Origin of the sequence: Rahnella bonaserana, from assembly GCF_019049675.1 — a bacterium.
Classification (GTDB): domain Bacteria; phylum Pseudomonadota; class Gammaproteobacteria; order Enterobacterales; family Enterobacteriaceae; genus Rahnella; species Rahnella bonaserana.
Map to the genome: position 1 here is coordinate 20941 of NZ_JAFMOW010000058.1, position 17258 is coordinate 38198.

The 17258-nt window shown below is 48.3% G+C and carries 12 protein-coding genes; 4 read left to right on the forward strand and 8 right to left on the reverse strand.

All coding sequences use genetic code 11. The features are described 5' to 3' along the window. Window positions 1–43: 43 nt before the first annotated feature. The 7 genes from J1778_RS07960 to metK all read right to left on the reverse strand — a co-directional run bounded on the left by J1778_RS07960 (window position 44) and on the right by metK (window position 9798). On the reverse strand, window positions 44–1438 hold the full coding sequence (locus J1778_RS07960; protein WP_095924804.1) for a sugar porter family MFS transporter: 1395 nt from the start codon (window positions 1436–1438) through the stop codon (window positions 44–46). A 308-nt stretch (window positions 1439–1746) separates the two neighbouring features. Further along, window positions 1747–2496, reverse strand: a complete 750-nt coding sequence (locus tag J1778_RS07965; RefSeq protein WP_217172713.1) for a fimbria/pilus periplasmic chaperone — start codon at window positions 2494–2496, stop codon at window positions 1747–1749. 56 nt (window positions 2497–2552) lie between these two features. Next, window positions 2553–3653: a CfaE/CblD family pilus tip adhesin gene (locus tag J1778_RS07970; RefSeq protein ID WP_217172714.1), complete on the reverse strand. Its 1101-nt coding sequence runs from the start codon at window positions 3651–3653 to the stop codon at window positions 2553–2555. 362 nt (window positions 3654–4015) lie between these two features. After that, window positions 4016–6709: a TcfC E-set like domain-containing protein gene (locus J1778_RS07975; protein ID WP_217172715.1), complete on the reverse strand. Its 2694-nt coding sequence runs from the start codon at window positions 6707–6709 to the stop codon at window positions 4016–4018. Between the two features lie 89 nt (window positions 6710–6798). After that, window positions 6799–7302: a CS1 type fimbrial major subunit gene (locus J1778_RS07980; RefSeq protein ID WP_217172716.1), complete on the reverse strand. Its 504-nt coding sequence runs from the start codon at window positions 7300–7302 to the stop codon at window positions 6799–6801. Window positions 7303–7389: 87 nt separating this feature from the next. After that, window positions 7390–8130 carry a fimbria/pilus periplasmic chaperone gene (locus J1778_RS07985; RefSeq protein WP_217172717.1) on the reverse strand — a complete coding sequence of 247 codons (741 nt, stop codon included), beginning with the start codon at window positions 8128–8130 and terminating at the stop codon, window positions 7390–7392. A 516-nt stretch (window positions 8131–8646) separates the two neighbouring features. Continuing rightward, window positions 8647–9798, reverse strand: coding sequence for a methionine adenosyltransferase (gene metK, locus J1778_RS07990; RefSeq protein WP_095924811.1), 1152 nt, complete (start codon window positions 9796–9798; stop codon window positions 8647–8649). Window positions 9799–10678: 880 nt separating this feature from the next. Between metK and speA the strand changes: the two genes are divergently transcribed. After that, entirely contained in the window at window positions 10679–12661 is a 1983-nt protein-coding gene (gene speA / locus J1778_RS07995; RefSeq protein ID WP_217172718.1) for a biosynthetic arginine decarboxylase, read from the forward strand. A gap of 152 nt (window positions 12662–12813) precedes the next feature. Here the strand turns inward: speA and J1778_RS24850 are convergent, their stop codons facing one another. Next, complete coding sequence (locus J1778_RS24850; RefSeq protein WP_217172719.1) at window positions 12814–12918, reverse strand: IS1-like element transposase; 105 nt, start codon at window positions 12916–12918, stop codon at window positions 12814–12816. A 288-nt stretch (window positions 12919–13206) separates the two neighbouring features. On the opposite strand from J1778_RS24850, the gene J1778_RS08005 reads away from it, so the two are divergent. The 3 genes from J1778_RS08005 (at window position 13207) to J1778_RS08015 (ending at window position 17248) form a co-directional block, all read left to right on the forward strand. Then, entirely contained in the window at window positions 13207–13809 is a 603-nt protein-coding gene (locus J1778_RS08005; RefSeq protein ID WP_217172720.1) for a fimbrial protein, read from the forward strand. 62 nt (window positions 13810–13871) lie between these two features. Continuing rightward, window positions 13872–14630 carry a fimbria/pilus periplasmic chaperone gene (locus J1778_RS08010; RefSeq protein WP_217172721.1) on the forward strand — a complete coding sequence of 253 codons (759 nt, stop codon included), beginning with the start codon at window positions 13872–13874 and terminating at the stop codon, window positions 14628–14630. A 35-nt stretch (window positions 14631–14665) separates the two neighbouring features. Then, window positions 14666–17248, forward strand: coding sequence for a fimbria/pilus outer membrane usher protein (locus J1778_RS08015; RefSeq protein WP_217172722.1), 2583 nt, complete (start codon window positions 14666–14668; stop codon window positions 17246–17248). Window positions 17249–17258 lie beyond the last annotated feature (10 nt).

Below are 17258 nucleotides of genomic sequence, written 5' to 3' on the forward strand. Positions count from 1 at the left end.
TCCCCTTTGCAGGGGAGGAATGGCAGGCCTGTTTATGACAGGCTTATTTACCAATATCGCGCAGGGCTTCGCCTTTCATCAGGTTGCGTTCGATGTGTTCCAGAGAGACGTTTTTAGTCTCAGGGATCAGCGCAATGGTGATGAAGATGAAGACCACGTTCAGCGCGGCGTACACCCAGAAGGTGTTGGCGTTGCCCAGGCTGTCGAGCATGGTCAGGAAGGTGGCGCCGACGATCATGTTGGCAATCCAGTTGGTCGCGGTGGACACTGTGATACCAAAATCGCGGCCTTTCAGCGGCTGAATTTCAGAACACAGAACCCAGATCAGCGGGCCGGCGCTCATCGCAAAACCAACGATAAACATCAGCAGCATAGCGATAGAGAAGTATTTCGCCGCATCGGATTCCACACCGATATGCAGCATAGTACCCAGTACGCCCATACCGACTGCCATCACCAGGAAGCCCAGTTTCAGCGTTGGTTTACGGCCCCAGCGGTCAACCAGACCGATGGCAATGAAGGTCGCCAGAACGTTGACCAGACCGACGATAACCGTGCCCCACATCTGCTGAGAGGTGCTGGCGAAACCGGCGATGCCGAAGATTTTTGGTGCGTAGTACATGATGACGTTCATACCGGTGAACTGCTGCATCACCTGCAAGAGAATGCCGAGGTAAACCGCACGACGGAAGTTTTTGTTGTTAACAAACAGACCCCATCCGCTTTGTTTTACTTTCAGACTCTCACGGATTTCATCCAGTTCGCGTTTTGCCTGCTCGCTGGAATCACGCAGTTTTTCCAGTACGCGGCGCGCCTTACCGTCATCGCCACGTGCTGCCAGCCAGCGCGGGCTGTCCGGGAGGAAGAAGACACCAATCAGCAGCAGCAACGCAGGAATAGTGATGATACCCAGCATCCAGCGCCATGCGCCGGTGTAGCTGAACGCGGTATCAGACAGATACGCGGCCAGAATACCGATGGTGATCATCAGCTGATACATGGAAATCATGCTGCCGCGGATTTTCTCCGGTGCGATTTCTGACAGGTAAATTGGCGCGGTGTAAGAGGCGATACCGACCGCCAGACCCAGCAGAACGCGGGCAACAATCAGGATTTCTGCATTTGGCGCAAAGGCAGAACACAGGGAGCCGATAACGAACAGAACTGCGCCGATCATCAGGCTGTATTTACGTCCCAGGCGGAAGTTCAGCCAGCCGCTGCCGACAGCACCGACGGCGGCACCAAACATCATGGAACTGACAACCCATTCCTGTTGATGGTTTGTGATCTGGAAGTCATGGCTGATAAAGGGCAGGGCACCAGCGATGACGCCGATATCAAGGCCGAACAGCAGTCCGGCCAGTGCAGCAAGAAAACAGACAAAGAAAGTGACGCTTTTATTCGAGCGTTTTCCTTTGGTCGAAGTTGAGTTGTTCATCCGGTCTCCAAAATAATGCAATCGTTTTGAGTTTGTAATAATGCTTAGGCTGTTATGTTATTTACCCTGCGCACAGCTTAACGTGAACCCGCTCACAGTGTTGTAATCGTTTACACTTATAGGTGTGATTGGGTGTCTTGTTTTTGAAGGGTTTCAAACGGATAGCGTAACAGGAAGGGGATGTGCCGGAGAGTAATAGCCCAGAAATTGATTTATATCAATCAATACAGTGTTTCAAACTTTTACATATACAAATAACTAATTAATTTATAACAAGTTATGTTCTGTAACCGTTTTCATTATGACCATTACTTAAACGGAAAACTCTCCACTTCCTGCTTTTGAGTGTAATCGTTGAAATACTCGATTCTGATTTTTTCAGACGATGCTGAAGCGGAAAACGTTAACGCCGGAGAGTACGGCTTTCCAGGATAGACGTTTTTCTTCAGCTCTTTCCACTGGCAGCGGGCCTCGTTTTTATCGCTGTCACATAGTCCGATACGTTTCACTAACAGATGAATGTTTCCGGTGTTGGTGATTTTCTGAGCGGAGACGTCCCACCCGAGTTTTGCTACCTGTTTTGCAGGGGGCACCATCACCACCACGCCCCAGACAATGGTCAGGCTCAGATCGCTGGTGAAGTTTTTATCACTTCCGGTGTTTTTAAACTCCTCCGGTGTCATCGACTGAAAATGGACGCGGTAGATTTTTTCCTGGTTGCTTTCGCCCAGGCTGACGATCCTCACGGGCTGACTGTTACCCGCAGGCAAGCCAAATTTCAGCGGCGAAACCACCAGACTATTCTGCGCGCCCTGCTGCGCAGGCGTTTCGTTTTCCTGAGCGGTGCCCGGGTTGTGAACCTCAGTGATTTTTCCCTGAATATACTGCGTTGTTTCACTTTTTGAACTGATGACTAACGTCGTTGCATACTGCTCATTGAGCATCACTTTCATTGGTGAAACGGTGATATTGGCAAAACACAGGGCAGGCATGGCCAGCACCAGTAACGGGAGCATTTGCAGACCGGAGACCGGCCATTGTTTTTGTAACCTGCGCATAAAAATCCTTACGTTAGATATGGTGATGAAGTGCAGTCCTTTGCCCGGAGTTTCGCCTAAAGCTGCGGTGTAAAGTCCACGATCAAGTGTCCGGTATAATGTCCGGCTTGTTTGCTGCTGATCTGAATAGGTTTTGTACTTAATGTCAGCGGTACAGGGACGCACGTCACCGGCTCGGGTATGCCGGGCAGAAGCACGGGCCGCACTGGCGCAGAGGATATATCCGGAATCACATTATCCTTACCCCGGTCCACGGTCATTGTGCTGCCATCGGGCAAATGCATCGCGACCTGATAATCGATGCGTCCTGATTCCACACTGGTATCCCCCGTATCGTGATAGAGGGAAAAATCGTCATTACCACGTGATGCAGAGCCTTTAGGCTGGTCGGTAAATTTGACCGTGAAACTGCTGCTGTAGGAGTCAAAGCCGTCGTAAAGACACATATCAATATTTGCCAAACCCGTCATCTGTGACTGGTTTCCGCCCGATCCGGGCAGCGGGCGTAAATTAAGATCAATCCGCGGCGCGGCTGAGGAAAACTCCGGGAAATAAATTTGTACATTATTATTATCGGTCACATTGAGGTTGATATACGCCACCCAGTCAGCCAGCTTTTGACGGGGCTCCCACTCTGTCAGCGCCATATCAAGTTTGGCATGCCAGATCCCCCCTGTGGGGAATTTGGCTATTTCACTTTTCGGAATATAAAAAGTGGCGAGCGCAGTATAGCTGGCACTGGCACCCACTGCGGCGGCCTCGATATGATAGGGGCCATAGCCACCCACCATTCGTGATGCCTTCACCGTTAACCTGGCAGCGGCGCCGGTCCTTTTTTCCACAAAGAGTAAAACGATATCGGTCGTCCCTGTAATATTTCCAGAGTCTTCTGCCTTAGGTTCGGTTGGGCATTTACCATTGGTTGAATCCGTGCTGCTAAGGCATACCCAGGTATTTCTTGCATAAGGGAGTGGGTACTCGCCATTCCCCCCTGATTCATCTTTCCAGATATAAGTGTCCGTGGGGGATGCTTTGTCTACAGTGGCGTTGATGGATGTATTGCGTCCGGCGGGCGGTTCAGCATAACAACTGACGCTGACAGATATAATCGAAAGAAATAGTATTAAAAAATGAATACTTCTAAGTACGTTCCGCATCTTATTCCCCCGACACCCTGCATTACAGGTTGTCTTTATCTGACTTCTGATAAATGATCCCGCTATCGATCATATTGCTGTTTTTTTCTCCCCCATTGAATATAGACTGATAGGGTTCATGAGGAAGAAATAGCTTAGTTTTAATCTCACCACTGGCTTTAAGTCATTTAAACGAAGAATTACCCGTTAAACTCAAAGCTGCGATGTGAATGACACAATTAAATGTCCTGATTGTTTGTTATTTTTATAATAAATTTTTGCTGAACATCTGTAGTACTGTATTCGGCACTTGAACGTGCGTGCAGACAATAAAACTCATCATATTATGATAATCGGGTAAGACTTTTTCATTGTGATGTTTTTCATTTCATCTCCCGAATATATTCCGGTAAGTCAGCAAACTGAGCGGGTTTGCACAATGTTTTACCCACATAACGTACTACGTCCCGGCTGGATTTAATGGTCACCGCACATTGATAGGTCTGATGGTTGCTGCTGACATACAGTGTTTTCGCCAGAGAATTCATCTCTGCGGTAAATCCACCATCTTCTGAAATGCTGAAAGCAGTGGCATTAAGCATCGTGCTATTAGCCAGCGGGATACCTGTTGCGGTAGTCAGTTGTCCGACATAGGTGTAATGCGATTCCATTGTCACTTCACGCAGTTTCATTTTTCCCGGCAGGAGGAATAAATTCTGACTGCCTGCGCCCTGAGTAATGCTGGCCTGGCTGCCGTTGCTGGCATCACGACTTTCATTGACGGACACTTTTCCTTCTTCAAAACCAGTGACCGGGAACAGGGCTTTGCTGTTCTGTTTCATTTGCGTGGCTCCGCCGCCCTGGACAGACACGTCTATCAACGCATCATCTGCTGCATCCGGATCTTCTTCGTTGCCTTTCACTTTCACCGCCACGGCCGCACCCGGTGAACCCGCGCCACCTGGCCCCAGGAAGAAGCCGGATTTAGAGACTGCAATGGAAGAACTGTAGCTGCCGGTCACCGCGCTCTCATGACTTTTTTGCTGGTTGTTATAACTGTCGGAAAGGGTCAGTTCACCCTCGCCATGCTGGCTGTTGAGGCGGCCATGAATTGCGGCGTTAGCGTTATCAGTGTCAGTGCCACCTATATCAATACCCAGTTCGCGCTCGTTATTGCTGCCCCAGTCCCAGTTCTGGCTGGCGTTGTAGGTCATCTGCCCGTCGCCGTTCTGGCTGCCCTGGTAATCAGTGCTGAGTGAGGTGTTGCTGCTGCGAAGCTGTGCATCTTTTGGTGTATTGCGCGACAGGGAGAAGCCCACGTAGACCCCTTTGTCGTTATCACTGTCACTGCTGCTTTGACGCCGGTATGTGCCAAATCGCGTGGTAATAGTCATTTTCTTCCAGTTGAAACTCTTATTCATGCTCAGCTGTAAGGTGTTCGAGGTACTCTGTGATTCGGTGTTATTGATCATGTTGTCTTCAAAAGGCTTTGTAGGATCGTATGACGATGAGTCCGGCGAGAGGCTGGTGTTTTTATTGTATGTATAGCCCAGCGAAGCCGACCAACCTTTGACCGGCACCGAAAATGTGGCGTTAACGGATTCGTAGCAACCGATATCGGCATAGTCATTTTCGTCGACGTCGGCACTGGTGCAGCTTTTGCCGTATGCAGCATTACGGTAGACACTCAGGGAAAAGCCGTCGTTATAGCTGATTTGCTCAACGTTCCCCCTGGAACCTTCGGTGCCGCCAAAGACACTGGCCTGCATATCCAGCACGCCGTCGATCAGTTTTCCGTTAAAACCGTGCGTCCATTGCAGACCCGTTTCGCCGTAATTTTCATTATCCGTATTGGCAATGCCCGCCGTCGCCGTCAGTTCGGCAAACACGGACAGACGAGCCCCGGCTTGCACCACCGGCTTGCGTGACGTGCTGTTATTGTCATCATCATTATTGTTTGAACTGACAACTTTGTTATCGGCCGTCTCGCCAGCCTGGATAAACCACTGCATATGCCCGTCGCTGATCCCGCCGGTTTTGGTAAACGGCTGAGTATCGGTGCGCACGAGCTGATTATTCTCATAAATTCTCAGGGTGACGGCATAACTGCCGCTTGGGAAGTTGCCGGTATCGAGCGTATTTGAACCGTTGTTGAGATAAAACGTCCCGAGCAACTGATTGCCACGATAAGCATCCACACGGGATTTACTGGAAAGCAGTACCACCAGCGGCGAACCTTTACTGGCCTCTGCGAGATTCAGGTAGCTCAGGGAGCTCCCGGCACGCAGGCCATCGATCGCATTCAGCGGCAGCTGAGAGAAACTGATATTGCCACCGAGATTGCTGGAGAGATCGCGTGAGTCCATCCGCCCGGCCTGCACATAGTGGCGCTTGCCTATATTTTGACGGAAATAAAAGTCATCGACGGACACCGTCTGGTTGTCGCTGTCGTCACTTTTGTAAGAATCGAGTGACCAGTCAAAACCGACATAGCCGTTGGTCAGGATGCCCAGTGCGCCTGAGCCCTGTAATGACAGGCTCTGATAGTCATCCTGCGCCGCCACATTCAGGGTTTGCTGATGAATCAACGCATTTTCAGTCTGCGTTGACGGGGTGTAATAAAGCGTTTTGCCACCAGATTCCGGCAGCAGTTTTTTACTAACAAAAACGTCAGCCGCGCTGTTATTTTCATCATAAATCAGTGCCAGGGAATCGGTATCCAGATAACCGCAGCCAGTGGCATTAGCGTTACTACCGCAAACCAGGTTGCCGTGTCGCGCAAGAGGCGCTGATAACGTCGTCAGCATTTGCTGGTAATCGGGGGTGCCAGCTTTCAGCGGCAGATTTAAGGCGTTGAGCACCGACTGAGGTTCTTTGAACTGGACGGTTTCCAGCGTAACGTTGGCTTCAAATAAACCGGCTGACTGGCCGAGCAGGTTGACGTTCAGCCAGACATTCTGACCAGAGACCAGTTCTTCAAAACCGGGTGGAACATCTGAGCCTGCTAAAGCAAGATTGCTGAATAAAGCACAATGAATGGCCAGAAAGCAAAGCGACACTTTCAGATTGGGTTTCATTATTTTTCCTTTATTCAAAAATCCATGAGGTGAAAAAGAATCGGCCTGATTAACAGGCCGATATGGAGTGATTCAGGCGGGCTGAACACTTATGGCGTTACAGTTGCCTGAGTCAGTACAACGCTGACAATGCCGCTGTAGTTACCGGAAGCAACAGGTGCCTGAGTGGTCTGGCTGATGATCAGAGGCTGAATGATGGAACCGTTCGCTGTATCACCGTTAGGGAACAGCATGTTCGCGCTCATGGTCTGCTGTGTCTCAGTCAGGGTCAGGTCGCCGTATTTCACGGTCAGTGGGATTTTTGGGTTGACGCCGACGGTATCCATTAATTGCGGAGTACCTGCCAGGTTGATATTCACGTCTTTTTCCGCATCATTTGAATAGATTTTGGTGGACTGTGTAATAGGCTCCAGACCCAGGCCTGGCATATAACGCATTTCCATCGTAGAAGGTAATACTTCGCCGGTATCAGTGGTCATATCCAAAGTCGCATCAATGTTTGCAGTTACAGTAATATCTTTCTGAACTGCATAAGCATTAATAGCCATACCCATGATCACTGTCGCCATCAATGGCTTGATAACTGATTTCATTATTTAATTCCTTAATTTAGAGGTGCACATTGCTATGCGGATTTTATAACGAGGGTTTACTTTATTTTCTGCACAAGATAACAGGGCTTATCTGGCGCTGAATTCTTTTACACCACCGGTTTTATCGGTCCAGTTGAAATATTTCACTTTCACCACGCGGTAATTATTGCCTTTGAATAAAGCGGGATCTAACGTTGCGTGCTGATTAGGATAAATACTGTTCTTGACCGGTTTACTCCATTTGCATCCTTCATCGGTGAGTTGCTGAGGACATAAACCGATACTGTTAATCTTCAGATGAATATTGCCGGTGTTGCTGACCACACCCCTTGCCGGATCCAGCGTGAAGTCCAGCCGTGGGGTGGCAGGGGGGACAGTAACCAGTACGCCCCAGATCATGCTGATTCCGAGTTTAGCCGGGCCTTTTTGTTCATTTTTGTCATTGCTGTTCAGCCCCGGAACCCCTTCAAAATATACGCGATAGGCTTCTTCTGTTTGTGGTGGCTGAATATTAATTAAACGTATAATTCGGGTGGTGCCGGGAGAAAGTCCGAACTTTTCCGGGGTAACGACAATACCGTTTCCGGATGACTGGCTTATTACGCTTTCACTTTCTTGTGCTGTTGCCGGATTATTGATTTTTTTTACTGTCGTTTTCACATATTCCGTGGTGGCGGAATTTGTTGTTACGCTAATTTGTGCGCCACCGCTTTTTTGCATAGGGACCGAAATAGGGTAGACGCTTATTCCTGCAAATGATGATGCTGATAAGATTAATGGGGAGGCCGCTAAAATCATTATCAATGATTTTGATTTTTTTAATGGCATTGTCATTTTCTCGATAATTTAATAAGTCGCTATCCTGAAGGTTATTTCGTTAATTCCCTTTGAGTGAATATCTTTTTTGGTGCTTTTGATGGGGTGAATAATAGATTCAATGAATGTTCCGGTCAATGGCATGTAAATTAGCTATTTGTGTTATTCGTTTAGATATAAAATACATTCAACACAAATATAACATTTAGCGTGAATTTTACCGTGCTGATTATGAAGGGGTTTTATTCACGATTTTAGTTTTATTATCGCAAATGTTAACCAAAAGAGAGTGGATATATTCACTGCAACATATACCTACATGATCTATTAAGTTAAATGAATATAAACAGTATTCTGAAGTTAATCATTAAAATCATTGGGATATGACTTCTTGCTTTACTTGTCGTTGTAAGCTGTTTGGGTATCGGAATGGCACAGCAGAAAGGAACAGGAAATTAAAGAGAAATCCGGGGCAATAAAAAACCCCGCTTGCGGCGGGGTTTGAAAGATTTTTGTCGCGTCGGTTTCTTATAAACCCGCGGCTTCGCGCAACTGAGCGGCTTTGTCGGTTTTTTCCCAAGGGAAATGTTCGCGTCCAAAGTGACCGTAGGCTGCGGTTTCTTTGTAGATTGGGTGTAACAGGTCCATCATCTGAATCAGACCGTACGGACGCAGGTCGAAGAACTCGCGTACCAGCAGGGTCAGCTGTTCGTTAGACACTTTACCGGTACCGAAGGTTTCCACCATGATAGAAGTCGGTTCTGCCACGCCGATGGCGTAAGACACCTGAATTTCACAGCGGTCAGCCAGACCGGCAGCCACGATGTTTTTCGCGACATAACGTGCAGCATAAGCCGCTGAACGGTCAACTTTAGACGGATCTTTACCAGAGAAAGCACCGCCACCGTGACGGGCCATACCGCCGTAAGTATCCACGATGATTTTACGTCCGGTCAGACCGCAGTCACCCATCGGGCCACCGATAACGAAGCGGCCAGTCGGGTTGATGTGGTATTTAGTGCCGGCGTTCAGCCATTCTGCAGGCAGGACAGGTTTGATGATTTCTTCCATCACCGCTTCCTGCAAGTCTTTCAGCGCGATGTCTTCAGAATGCTGAGTAGATAAAACAACGGCATCGATACCGACGATTTTACCTTCGTCATACTGGAAAGTGACCTGGCTTTTCGCATCCGGACGCAACCATGGCAGGGTGCCTGATTTGCGCACTTCAGCCTGACGCTGCACCAGACGGTGTGCGTAAGTAACCGGTGCTGGCATCAGTACGTCGGTTTCGTTAGTTGCATAACCAAACATCAGACCCTGGTCGCCCGCGCCTTGTTCCAGCGGATCAGTACGGTCAACGCCCTGATTGATGTCCGGCGATTGCTTGCCGATAGCGCTCAGAACTGCGCAGGAATTGGCATCGAAACCCATGTCAGAATGGATATAGCCAATTTCGCGAACAGTCTGACGCGTGATTTCTTCAACGTCGACCCATGCGCTGGTGGTGATTTCACCGCCAACCAGGACCATGCCGGTTTTGACATAAGTTTCACATGCAACACGTGCTTTTGGGTCTTGTTCTAAAATTGCGTCCAGTACAGCATCGGAAATCTGGTCAGCAATTTTATCTGGATGTCCTTCCGAAACGGATTCGGACGTGAAGAGGTGTTTAGCCATTATGTTCTTTACCTTACATACGACGGGTTAGATATCACTGCATAGCACTGGGGTGACGGGCAGATGAGGAGCTGAGCTCGACATTGTCGCAATGCGTCCTGCATGTCCCCATTAGGCAAAGCCCTGAAGCAGTTTGCGCGTTAAACCACCCATGCGTTCGGACGGATTAACATCTGGACGGCTATTTTAGGATAGCAGACGTTCTGAATGCCAGTCATTTTTGTGACAGAGTGAGTGTTATTGTGCGGGTTTGCAGTGATATTCACGGTCTGAAACTATTTAAACCGCATTTTCATTTTGCAATTACAGCGGGTTGCCGGTATAAACGGCGCGCGCAATGCACATTTCTGCAGGCCCTGCAGAAGCAGCGTATTCCAGTAATTACTGTTTTCTCAGCTCGAATGCCCGCGGGTGATGCGTGGCACGTGTGGAGGTGGTTAGTTTAATGACCCACTTTTTACCGTTTGTAACATTTCAACAGCATCCCCTGCAGCCTTCATTGCGTTCTGCAGCACTTCTTTCAGACTTTCATTCAGAAAAGCGTCTGTCTTCTTTGCGATGTTTCAAAAAGCCTGACTATAGACAGGTCAGTCGCCGACATCGGTACGCTACTCAGTAACCTCCGGCCTGCGTGAACATCGCAATCCCGACATATAACTGATGTAGCCTGCAATCTCCCGGGGCATCCATCCCTGATTTCTCCCGACTCGTTACACGGAGTCTAAAAACGTGTTTTACAATGATATGAGTAGAAAACAGTCCCGTGGCTGTGGCTCGCAGGGTTTTATCCTGTCTGAAAGCCAGCCTTGCGGGTTGTTCTCACCTGTTGTTACTGCGATAGTGGCTGGCCATGTTGTCAGTATAGAAAGAGGATTTACCTATGTCTGATGACATCCAGTCCCACCGTCCGTCACACGCGGGCGATACTGTTTCTTTGCGCTCCATGCAGGAGGTTGCCGTGAACGATCGTGATGCCAGCAAAATGCTGCGCACTTACAACGTTGCCTATTGGGGTAACAATTATTATGACGTCAACGAACTGGGCCACATCAGTGTCTGCCCGGATCCTGACGAGCCTTCTGCCCGTGTTGATCTGGCACAACTGGTAAAAGACATGCGAGAGCAGGACGGTCAGCGTCTGCCGGCACTGTTCTGTTTCCCACAAATTTTGCAGCACCGTCTGCGTTCGATTAACGCCGCGTTCAAACGTGCGCGCGAATCGTTCGGCTACGAGGGTGACTACTTCCTGGTTTATCCGATTAAGGTTAACCAGCATCGCCGCGTCATTGAGTCGCTGGTGGAATCCGGTGAACCGCTGGGTCTGGAAGCTGGCTCAAAAGCTGAGCTGATGGCCGTTCTGGCGCATGCCGGGATGACCCGTTCGGTGATCGTGTGTAACGGCTATAAAGACCGCGAATATATTCGTCTGGCGCTGATCGGCGAGAAGCTTGGTCACAAGGTGTATCTGGTTATCGAGAAGATGACTGAGATTAAACTGGTGCTGGAAGAAGCCGAACGTCTGAACGTGATCCCGCGTCTGGGCGTGCGTGCGCGTCTGTCTTCACAGGGCTCGGGTAAATGGCAGTCCAGCGGTGGCGAGAAATCTAAATTCGGTCTGGCGGCGTCTCAGGTTCTGCAACTGGTCGAAATGCTGCGTGACGCCGGGCGTCTGGAAAGCCTGCAACTGTTGCACTTCCATCTGGGTTCGCAACTGGCGAATATCCGCGATATCTCGACCGGCGTGCGTGAATCTGCGCGCTTCTATGTCGAACTGCACAAGCTTGGCGTCAATATTCAGTGCTTCGACGTTGGCGGTGGTTTGGGTGTGGATTACGAAGGGACCCGCTCGCAGTCTGACTGCTCGGTAAACTACGGTCTGAACGAATACGCTAACAACGTCATCTGGGGTATCGGCGACGCCTGTAATGAGCATGGCCTGCCGCACCCGACGGTGATCACCGAGTCTGGCCGCGCCGTGACCGCGCACCATACCGTGCTGGTGTCCAACGTCATTGGCGTTGAGCGTAACGAATTCAAAGAGCCGGTTGCGCCTGAAAATGACGCACCGCGTGCTCTGGGCAGCATGTGGGATACCTGGAATGAAATGCACGATCCGGAAAACCGTCGCTCGCTGCGTGAATGGTTGCACGACAGCCAGATGGATTTGCACGATGTCCATTCGCAATATGCGCACGGGATTTTGGATCTGACGCAGCGCGCCTGGGCGGAAGACATCTACCTGAATATCTGTAACAAAATTCAGGATCAGCTGGATCCGAGCAACCGTGCGCACCGTCCGATTATCGACGAATTGCAGGAACGTATGGCGGATAAACTGTACGTCAACTTCTCCCTGTTCCAGTCAATGCCGGATGCGTGGGGTATCGATCAGCTGTTCCCGGTTCTGCCACTGGAAGGTCTGGACAAACCGCCGGTAGGTCGTGCGGTGCTGCTGGATATTACCTGTGACTCTGACGGCACCATCGATCACTATATCGACGGTGACGGCGTGGCGACCACCATGCCAATGCCGCCGTACGACCCTGAGAATCCGCCAGTGCTGGGCTTCTTTATGGTCGGCGCGTACCAGGAAATCCTCGGTAACATGCATAACCTGTTCGGTGATACGGCGGCAGTTGATGTGTTTGTCTTCCCTGATGGCAGCATTGAAGTTCAGCAGTCTGACGAAGGCGATACCGTAGCCGACATGCTGGAATACGTGCAACTGGACCCGAACGTATTGCTGGCCCGATTCCGCGATCAGGTGAAGGAAACCGATCTGGATGCAGAATTGCAGGCGCAGTTCGTTGAAGAATTTGAATCCGGTTTATACGGTTATACCTATCTGGAAGAAGATGAGTAATTCAGCAGGATAAATCAGCCTGTCTCAGTAAAAAAATGGCGAAGGTTTCACACCTTCGCCATTTTTTATTTGCAAATTATAAAAAATAATCTGTCGCGTTGATCTCACGCTGTGAAATTATTTATAGTATGGCGTTGAGCGTACAAATATAATTATTTGAATAATGATGTTGCTGCTAACCCTCTTGCCTTGTCCCTAACGCCTGCACCGATTAAATCCATATCAACGAATTGCTCTTTAATACTGGGCTTTTTCACCTGTTATGCGCTGGCCACAGGACAGCAAATGTATCTAAGATCACACTATTATTCAAATCAACTAATTGAAGTTATTCCTAATATAAGCGTTGGCATTCAGATAATGAAATAATTATTATGATTTCAATATCATAGGCCTGCGTAGCTTATACATATTAAGCTTTGCTTAATTCATAATTTTAATATGGATATGGTGCGACCAGAATAAAATTCATATAATACAAGTCCTGTATAGGGATTTTATTTAACGTACAGCTAACATATTATTTTACTTAAGGGATTAAACTAATGATTAAACGTAATTTATTGGCAGTGGCTATTTTAAGTGTAGTAGCGACTGGTGCAGCACAAGCCTCTGATGGCCAAATTCAGTTGAACGGGAATATTCTTAATCAAACCTGTACCGTTGCCGTTGATGGTACCCCGACCGCTAACTCCACCATTGTTCTTGATGGTGTTCCAGCGGCAGATTTGGAAAAAAACACACTGAATACGGTCTCTGGCGGTACGTTAAAAGGTTCTGATGTAATGCGTACCATCCAGATTACATTGCAGGATTGTGCATTGCCTTCCGGAAAAACAAAAGTCGGCGTCAGTTTCGACAATACCGGTTACGGTCAGTCTGCGTATTCCACTTACCGTAACATGTTGCTGGATTCTATTAATACTGTAGCGACTGCGGCGCGTGGGGTTGGCATTGGCTTCACGGCACCTGCCAGCGCCAGTGATCTGGTCATGGGCGAAACAAAATCGGAATTCACCGCACCAGAAGCCGGTGGCGTGCTGGCTTATGACTACCAAATCCGTTACGTGCGAACAGCCGACGCAGCCGCTGACGTTGTTGCTGGGGATTTAGACTCTGTAGCAACATTCAGCCTGGTGTATGAATAATAGTTAATCCTCCTGTCAAACAGGCAGTTCCACTGCCTGTTTTATTATTACTGAGAATGAAAATGAAACAATATACCGCCAGAAAAATTATTGCTGTTATGGCACTTATCTTCACATGTCAGCATGCCTGGGCCGATATTGTGATCAACGGCACCCGCGTTATTTACAATGAAAAAGAGAAAGAAGTTAACGTCAGGTTGACCAATGAAGGCACCCGTCCGTTATTAGTTAAGTCCTGGCTTGATAAAGGCATAGCTGAAGAATCACCAGAAAATATTGACGTTCCTTTTGTAATTAATCCGCCGGTATCGCGTATTGATTCTAAAAAAGGGCAGGTATTACGTATTTCTAAATTGGCTAACGCGTTACCAAAAGATCGTGAAAGTATATTTTATCTGAATGTGCTTGAAGTTCCGCCAAAAATGAAACCCAGTGAAAAAATCTCAGCGGAAGCCGATAACGATGCGGCCAGCAGCAGTCGTCTGCAACTGGCATTCCGCACGCGAATCAAGTTCTTCTGGCGTCCGGCGAGTCTGGCTAATCAGTCCGTAGCTGAAGCCTCGAAAGCACTGAAATGGGAAATGATTAACGCGCCAAAAGGGTGGGCAGTAAAAGTCACTAATAATACGCCTTTTTATTTTAGCTTCAGCAAAATCAGTGTCGCAGGTCAGGCTGTTAAAGCCGGCATGGTTGCACCGATGAGCTCAGGCGAATTCCCGGCAGTGAATAGCGCGTCAAAACCAGGCAGCGGGAAAGTGGAGTTCTCCTGGATTAATGATTATGGCACCGACGTGGATAGTTCAGCCTTATACGGAAAATAAGTCATTACTTGCTCTTCTTACAGGGATTGTTTTCTGTGCGTATAAAATATCAACGGATTATTATCACTCTTATTTTACTGGGTAAACCCCCGACGGGTCTCCATGCTGAAACCCCGGCAGTGCCGGTTCAGGAAAATGCAGCAGCCGGTCTCCCGTCCACGACTGAGTCTGCACAATCCATACCTGATGAAGAAGAAAAAGTAGAATTTGACAGTGCTTTTTTCACGGACTCCGGGGTGGATGTCTCACGGTACAGCTATGGTAACCCTGTGCTGACCGGGAAATATCGGACGGCGGTGATGGTCAATGACAAACTTCGTGGTCAGTTTGAGATTAATTTCGTTGAAAATCCGGCAGATAAACTGCGTGCTCTCCCTTGTGTAGACCAGGCGTTTTTCGATGCCGTCGGGATTAAGGTGGACGAGCAACAGGATGATAAAGAATGCCACCTGTTGCAGGACTGGCTGCCTGAGGCCAGGTGGAAACTTGACGTCAATGAACAGATCTTCTCCATTACTGTGCCACAGATAAAGATCATTCAGCGCGCGGAAGACGAAGTGCCAGTTTCTCTGTGGGACGAAGGTGTTAATGCCCTGACCATAAATCATAACTTTAACTATTATCGTTCTACTTATTCCAGCGACACGTCGGATTCTGCCTATCTGGGCGTGGATGCCGGACTGAATATTGCAGGCTGGCGGGTGCGTATGCGCGGTGACGCCCGTTACAGTTCAGATACCGAAGACGTTGAATTTGACAGCAGTAATCTGTTCGCAGAACACGATATAACGGCACTGAAATCTCAGTTACGCGTTGGGGAAATTTACGGCAGTTCATCATTTTTTGACTCTTTTCCAATGAGAGGGATGTCCTTAAGCAGTGATGAACGTATGTTGCCCGATTCATTAGGCAATTTTCGGCCGGTCATCCGGGGAGTTGCCGAAACTAATGCCAGGCTGATTGTCAGTCAGAAAGGCAATACCATTCTCGAGACTACCGTACCGCCAGGTGAATTCAGTATTAATGATTACAGCACCATCAGCTCATCTGATGATCTGGACGTCACCATTTACGAAGCCGATGGCAGAACCCGTAGCTTCAGTATTCCCTATAACAGCGGTGCCAGGCTGCTGTATCCGGGCGTTGGCCTATATACGCTTTCCGTGGGGGAATATGACCAGCAAGACGGCGATACGCCCATTGTAGGACAGGCGACATATCAGTACGGTGTTAATAATCTGGTGACGGTTTATTCCGGGGCAGAGTATTTCTCAGATTATTATGCGGTACTCGGGGGGATGTCATTCAATACGTCTTTAGGCTCAATTTCGCTGGATATGACACATTCGTCATTAACGACTGAAGAGGGTGACATTTTACAAGGGCAAAGTTGGGGGCTGACCTATAGCAGTACATTAAGCGCCACCAATACTAATTTTGATCTGGCTGCTTATCGTTATTCGACCGAAAACTATTACAGTCTTGATGATGCAATTTATTATCTTGATGATGATCGTTCTGATCGCGTTGATAATATGCGCTCAAAGTTGCAGGTTAATATCAGTCAGGATCTGACTGAGGGCTTTGGCTCACTTTATACCTCGGGTTCTCTGACTGAATATTGGGCATCGGCGCGTAAGGATAAAAGCTATCAGATAGGTTACAGCAACTCCCTGGGGAATGTGAATTACAGTGTGTCGGTGAACCGTTATTACACACAGGAAAACGAAAAGGACGACCAAATTTATCTTTCATTATCCATTCCTTTGGGTGGAGAAAGTCATGATAAAGCATTGTTTGATTATCTGAGTACCACCTACACCAACAGCGGAAAAGGCAAAAATCATCAGTTAAGTACCAGCGCCAGTGGAACAAATAATAAGCAAGATATCTATTACGGCGTGAATACTTCTTTGAGTAAAACAGACAATTATGGTCAGAGTGAACTGACTGAAGTGGGTGGGAATATATCGATGAATACCCGCTATGGCACATTTGGCAGTAGTGTATCCGCCAATACCGATAACAGTCGGCAGCTATCACTAACATCTAATGGCGGCATACTTGCTCATGGCGGTGGCGTGATTTTAGGGCGTACGATTAGCAGTGATTCAGGGACGGCACTGGTGAATGCCAAAGGTGCAGCAGGTGCTCGGGTCAATAACGACGTCTCCTCTGTATTAAATAACGATGGCTATGCGTTTGTCTCGAACCTTTCGCCTTATCGTTATAACGATGTTTCACTGGATCCCTCCACCATGACAGGCGATACCGAATTAAAAGAAACCTCAATACGGGTTGTTCCCCGGGCAGGGGCAGTGATTAATGTTCCGTTTAGTACCGATGATCGCCGTTCTATTTTCTTAATCATGAAAAAACGTGACGGTAACAATATTCCGTTTGGTACTGAAGTGCTTAATGAAAAACAGGAAGTAGTTGGAATGATGGGGCAAAATGGCCGGGCATTTACACGAGGTCTGGAAGATAAAGGGCGTATTACTGCACGCTGGGGTGATAACCCGAATGAACAATGTTCTTCAGATTATGCATTGCCGGTTTATTCAGATACGGATATCAGAGAAGAAACATTAATGCTGGAAAATTTAATATGCCAATAATAGAAGGACT

Coding starts and splice junctions, on each gene's coding strand:
- J1778_RS07960 (WP_095924804.1), bottom strand. CDS start 1,438: ATGAACAACTCAACTTCGACCAAAGGAAAACGCTCGAATAAAAGCGTC.
- J1778_RS07965 (WP_217172713.1), bottom strand. CDS start 2,496: ATGCGCAGGTTACAAAAACAATGGCCGGTCTCCGGTCTGCAAATGCTC.
- J1778_RS07970 (WP_217172714.1), bottom strand. CDS start 3,653: ATGCGGAACGTACTTAGAAGTATTCATTTTTTAATACTATTTCTTTCG.
- J1778_RS07975 (WP_217172715.1), bottom strand. CDS start 6,709: ATGAAACCCAATCTGAAAGTGTCGCTTTGCTTTCTGGCCATTCATTGT.
- J1778_RS07980 (WP_217172716.1), bottom strand. CDS start 7,302: ATGAAATCAGTTATCAAGCCATTGATGGCGACAGTGATCATGGGTATG.
- J1778_RS07985 (WP_217172717.1), bottom strand. CDS start 8,130: ATGCCATTAAAAAAATCAAAATCATTGATAATGATTTTAGCGGCCTCC.
- metK (WP_095924811.1), bottom strand. CDS start 9,798: ATGGCTAAACACCTCTTCACGTCCGAATCCGTTTCGGAAGGACATCCA.
- speA (WP_217172718.1), top strand. CDS start 10,679: ATGTCTGATGACATCCAGTCCCACCGTCCGTCACACGCGGGCGATACT.
- J1778_RS08005 (WP_217172720.1), top strand. CDS start 13,207: ATGATTAAACGTAATTTATTGGCAGTGGCTATTTTAAGTGTAGTAGCG.
- J1778_RS08010 (WP_217172721.1), top strand. CDS start 13,872: ATGAAACAATATACCGCCAGAAAAATTATTGCTGTTATGGCACTTATC.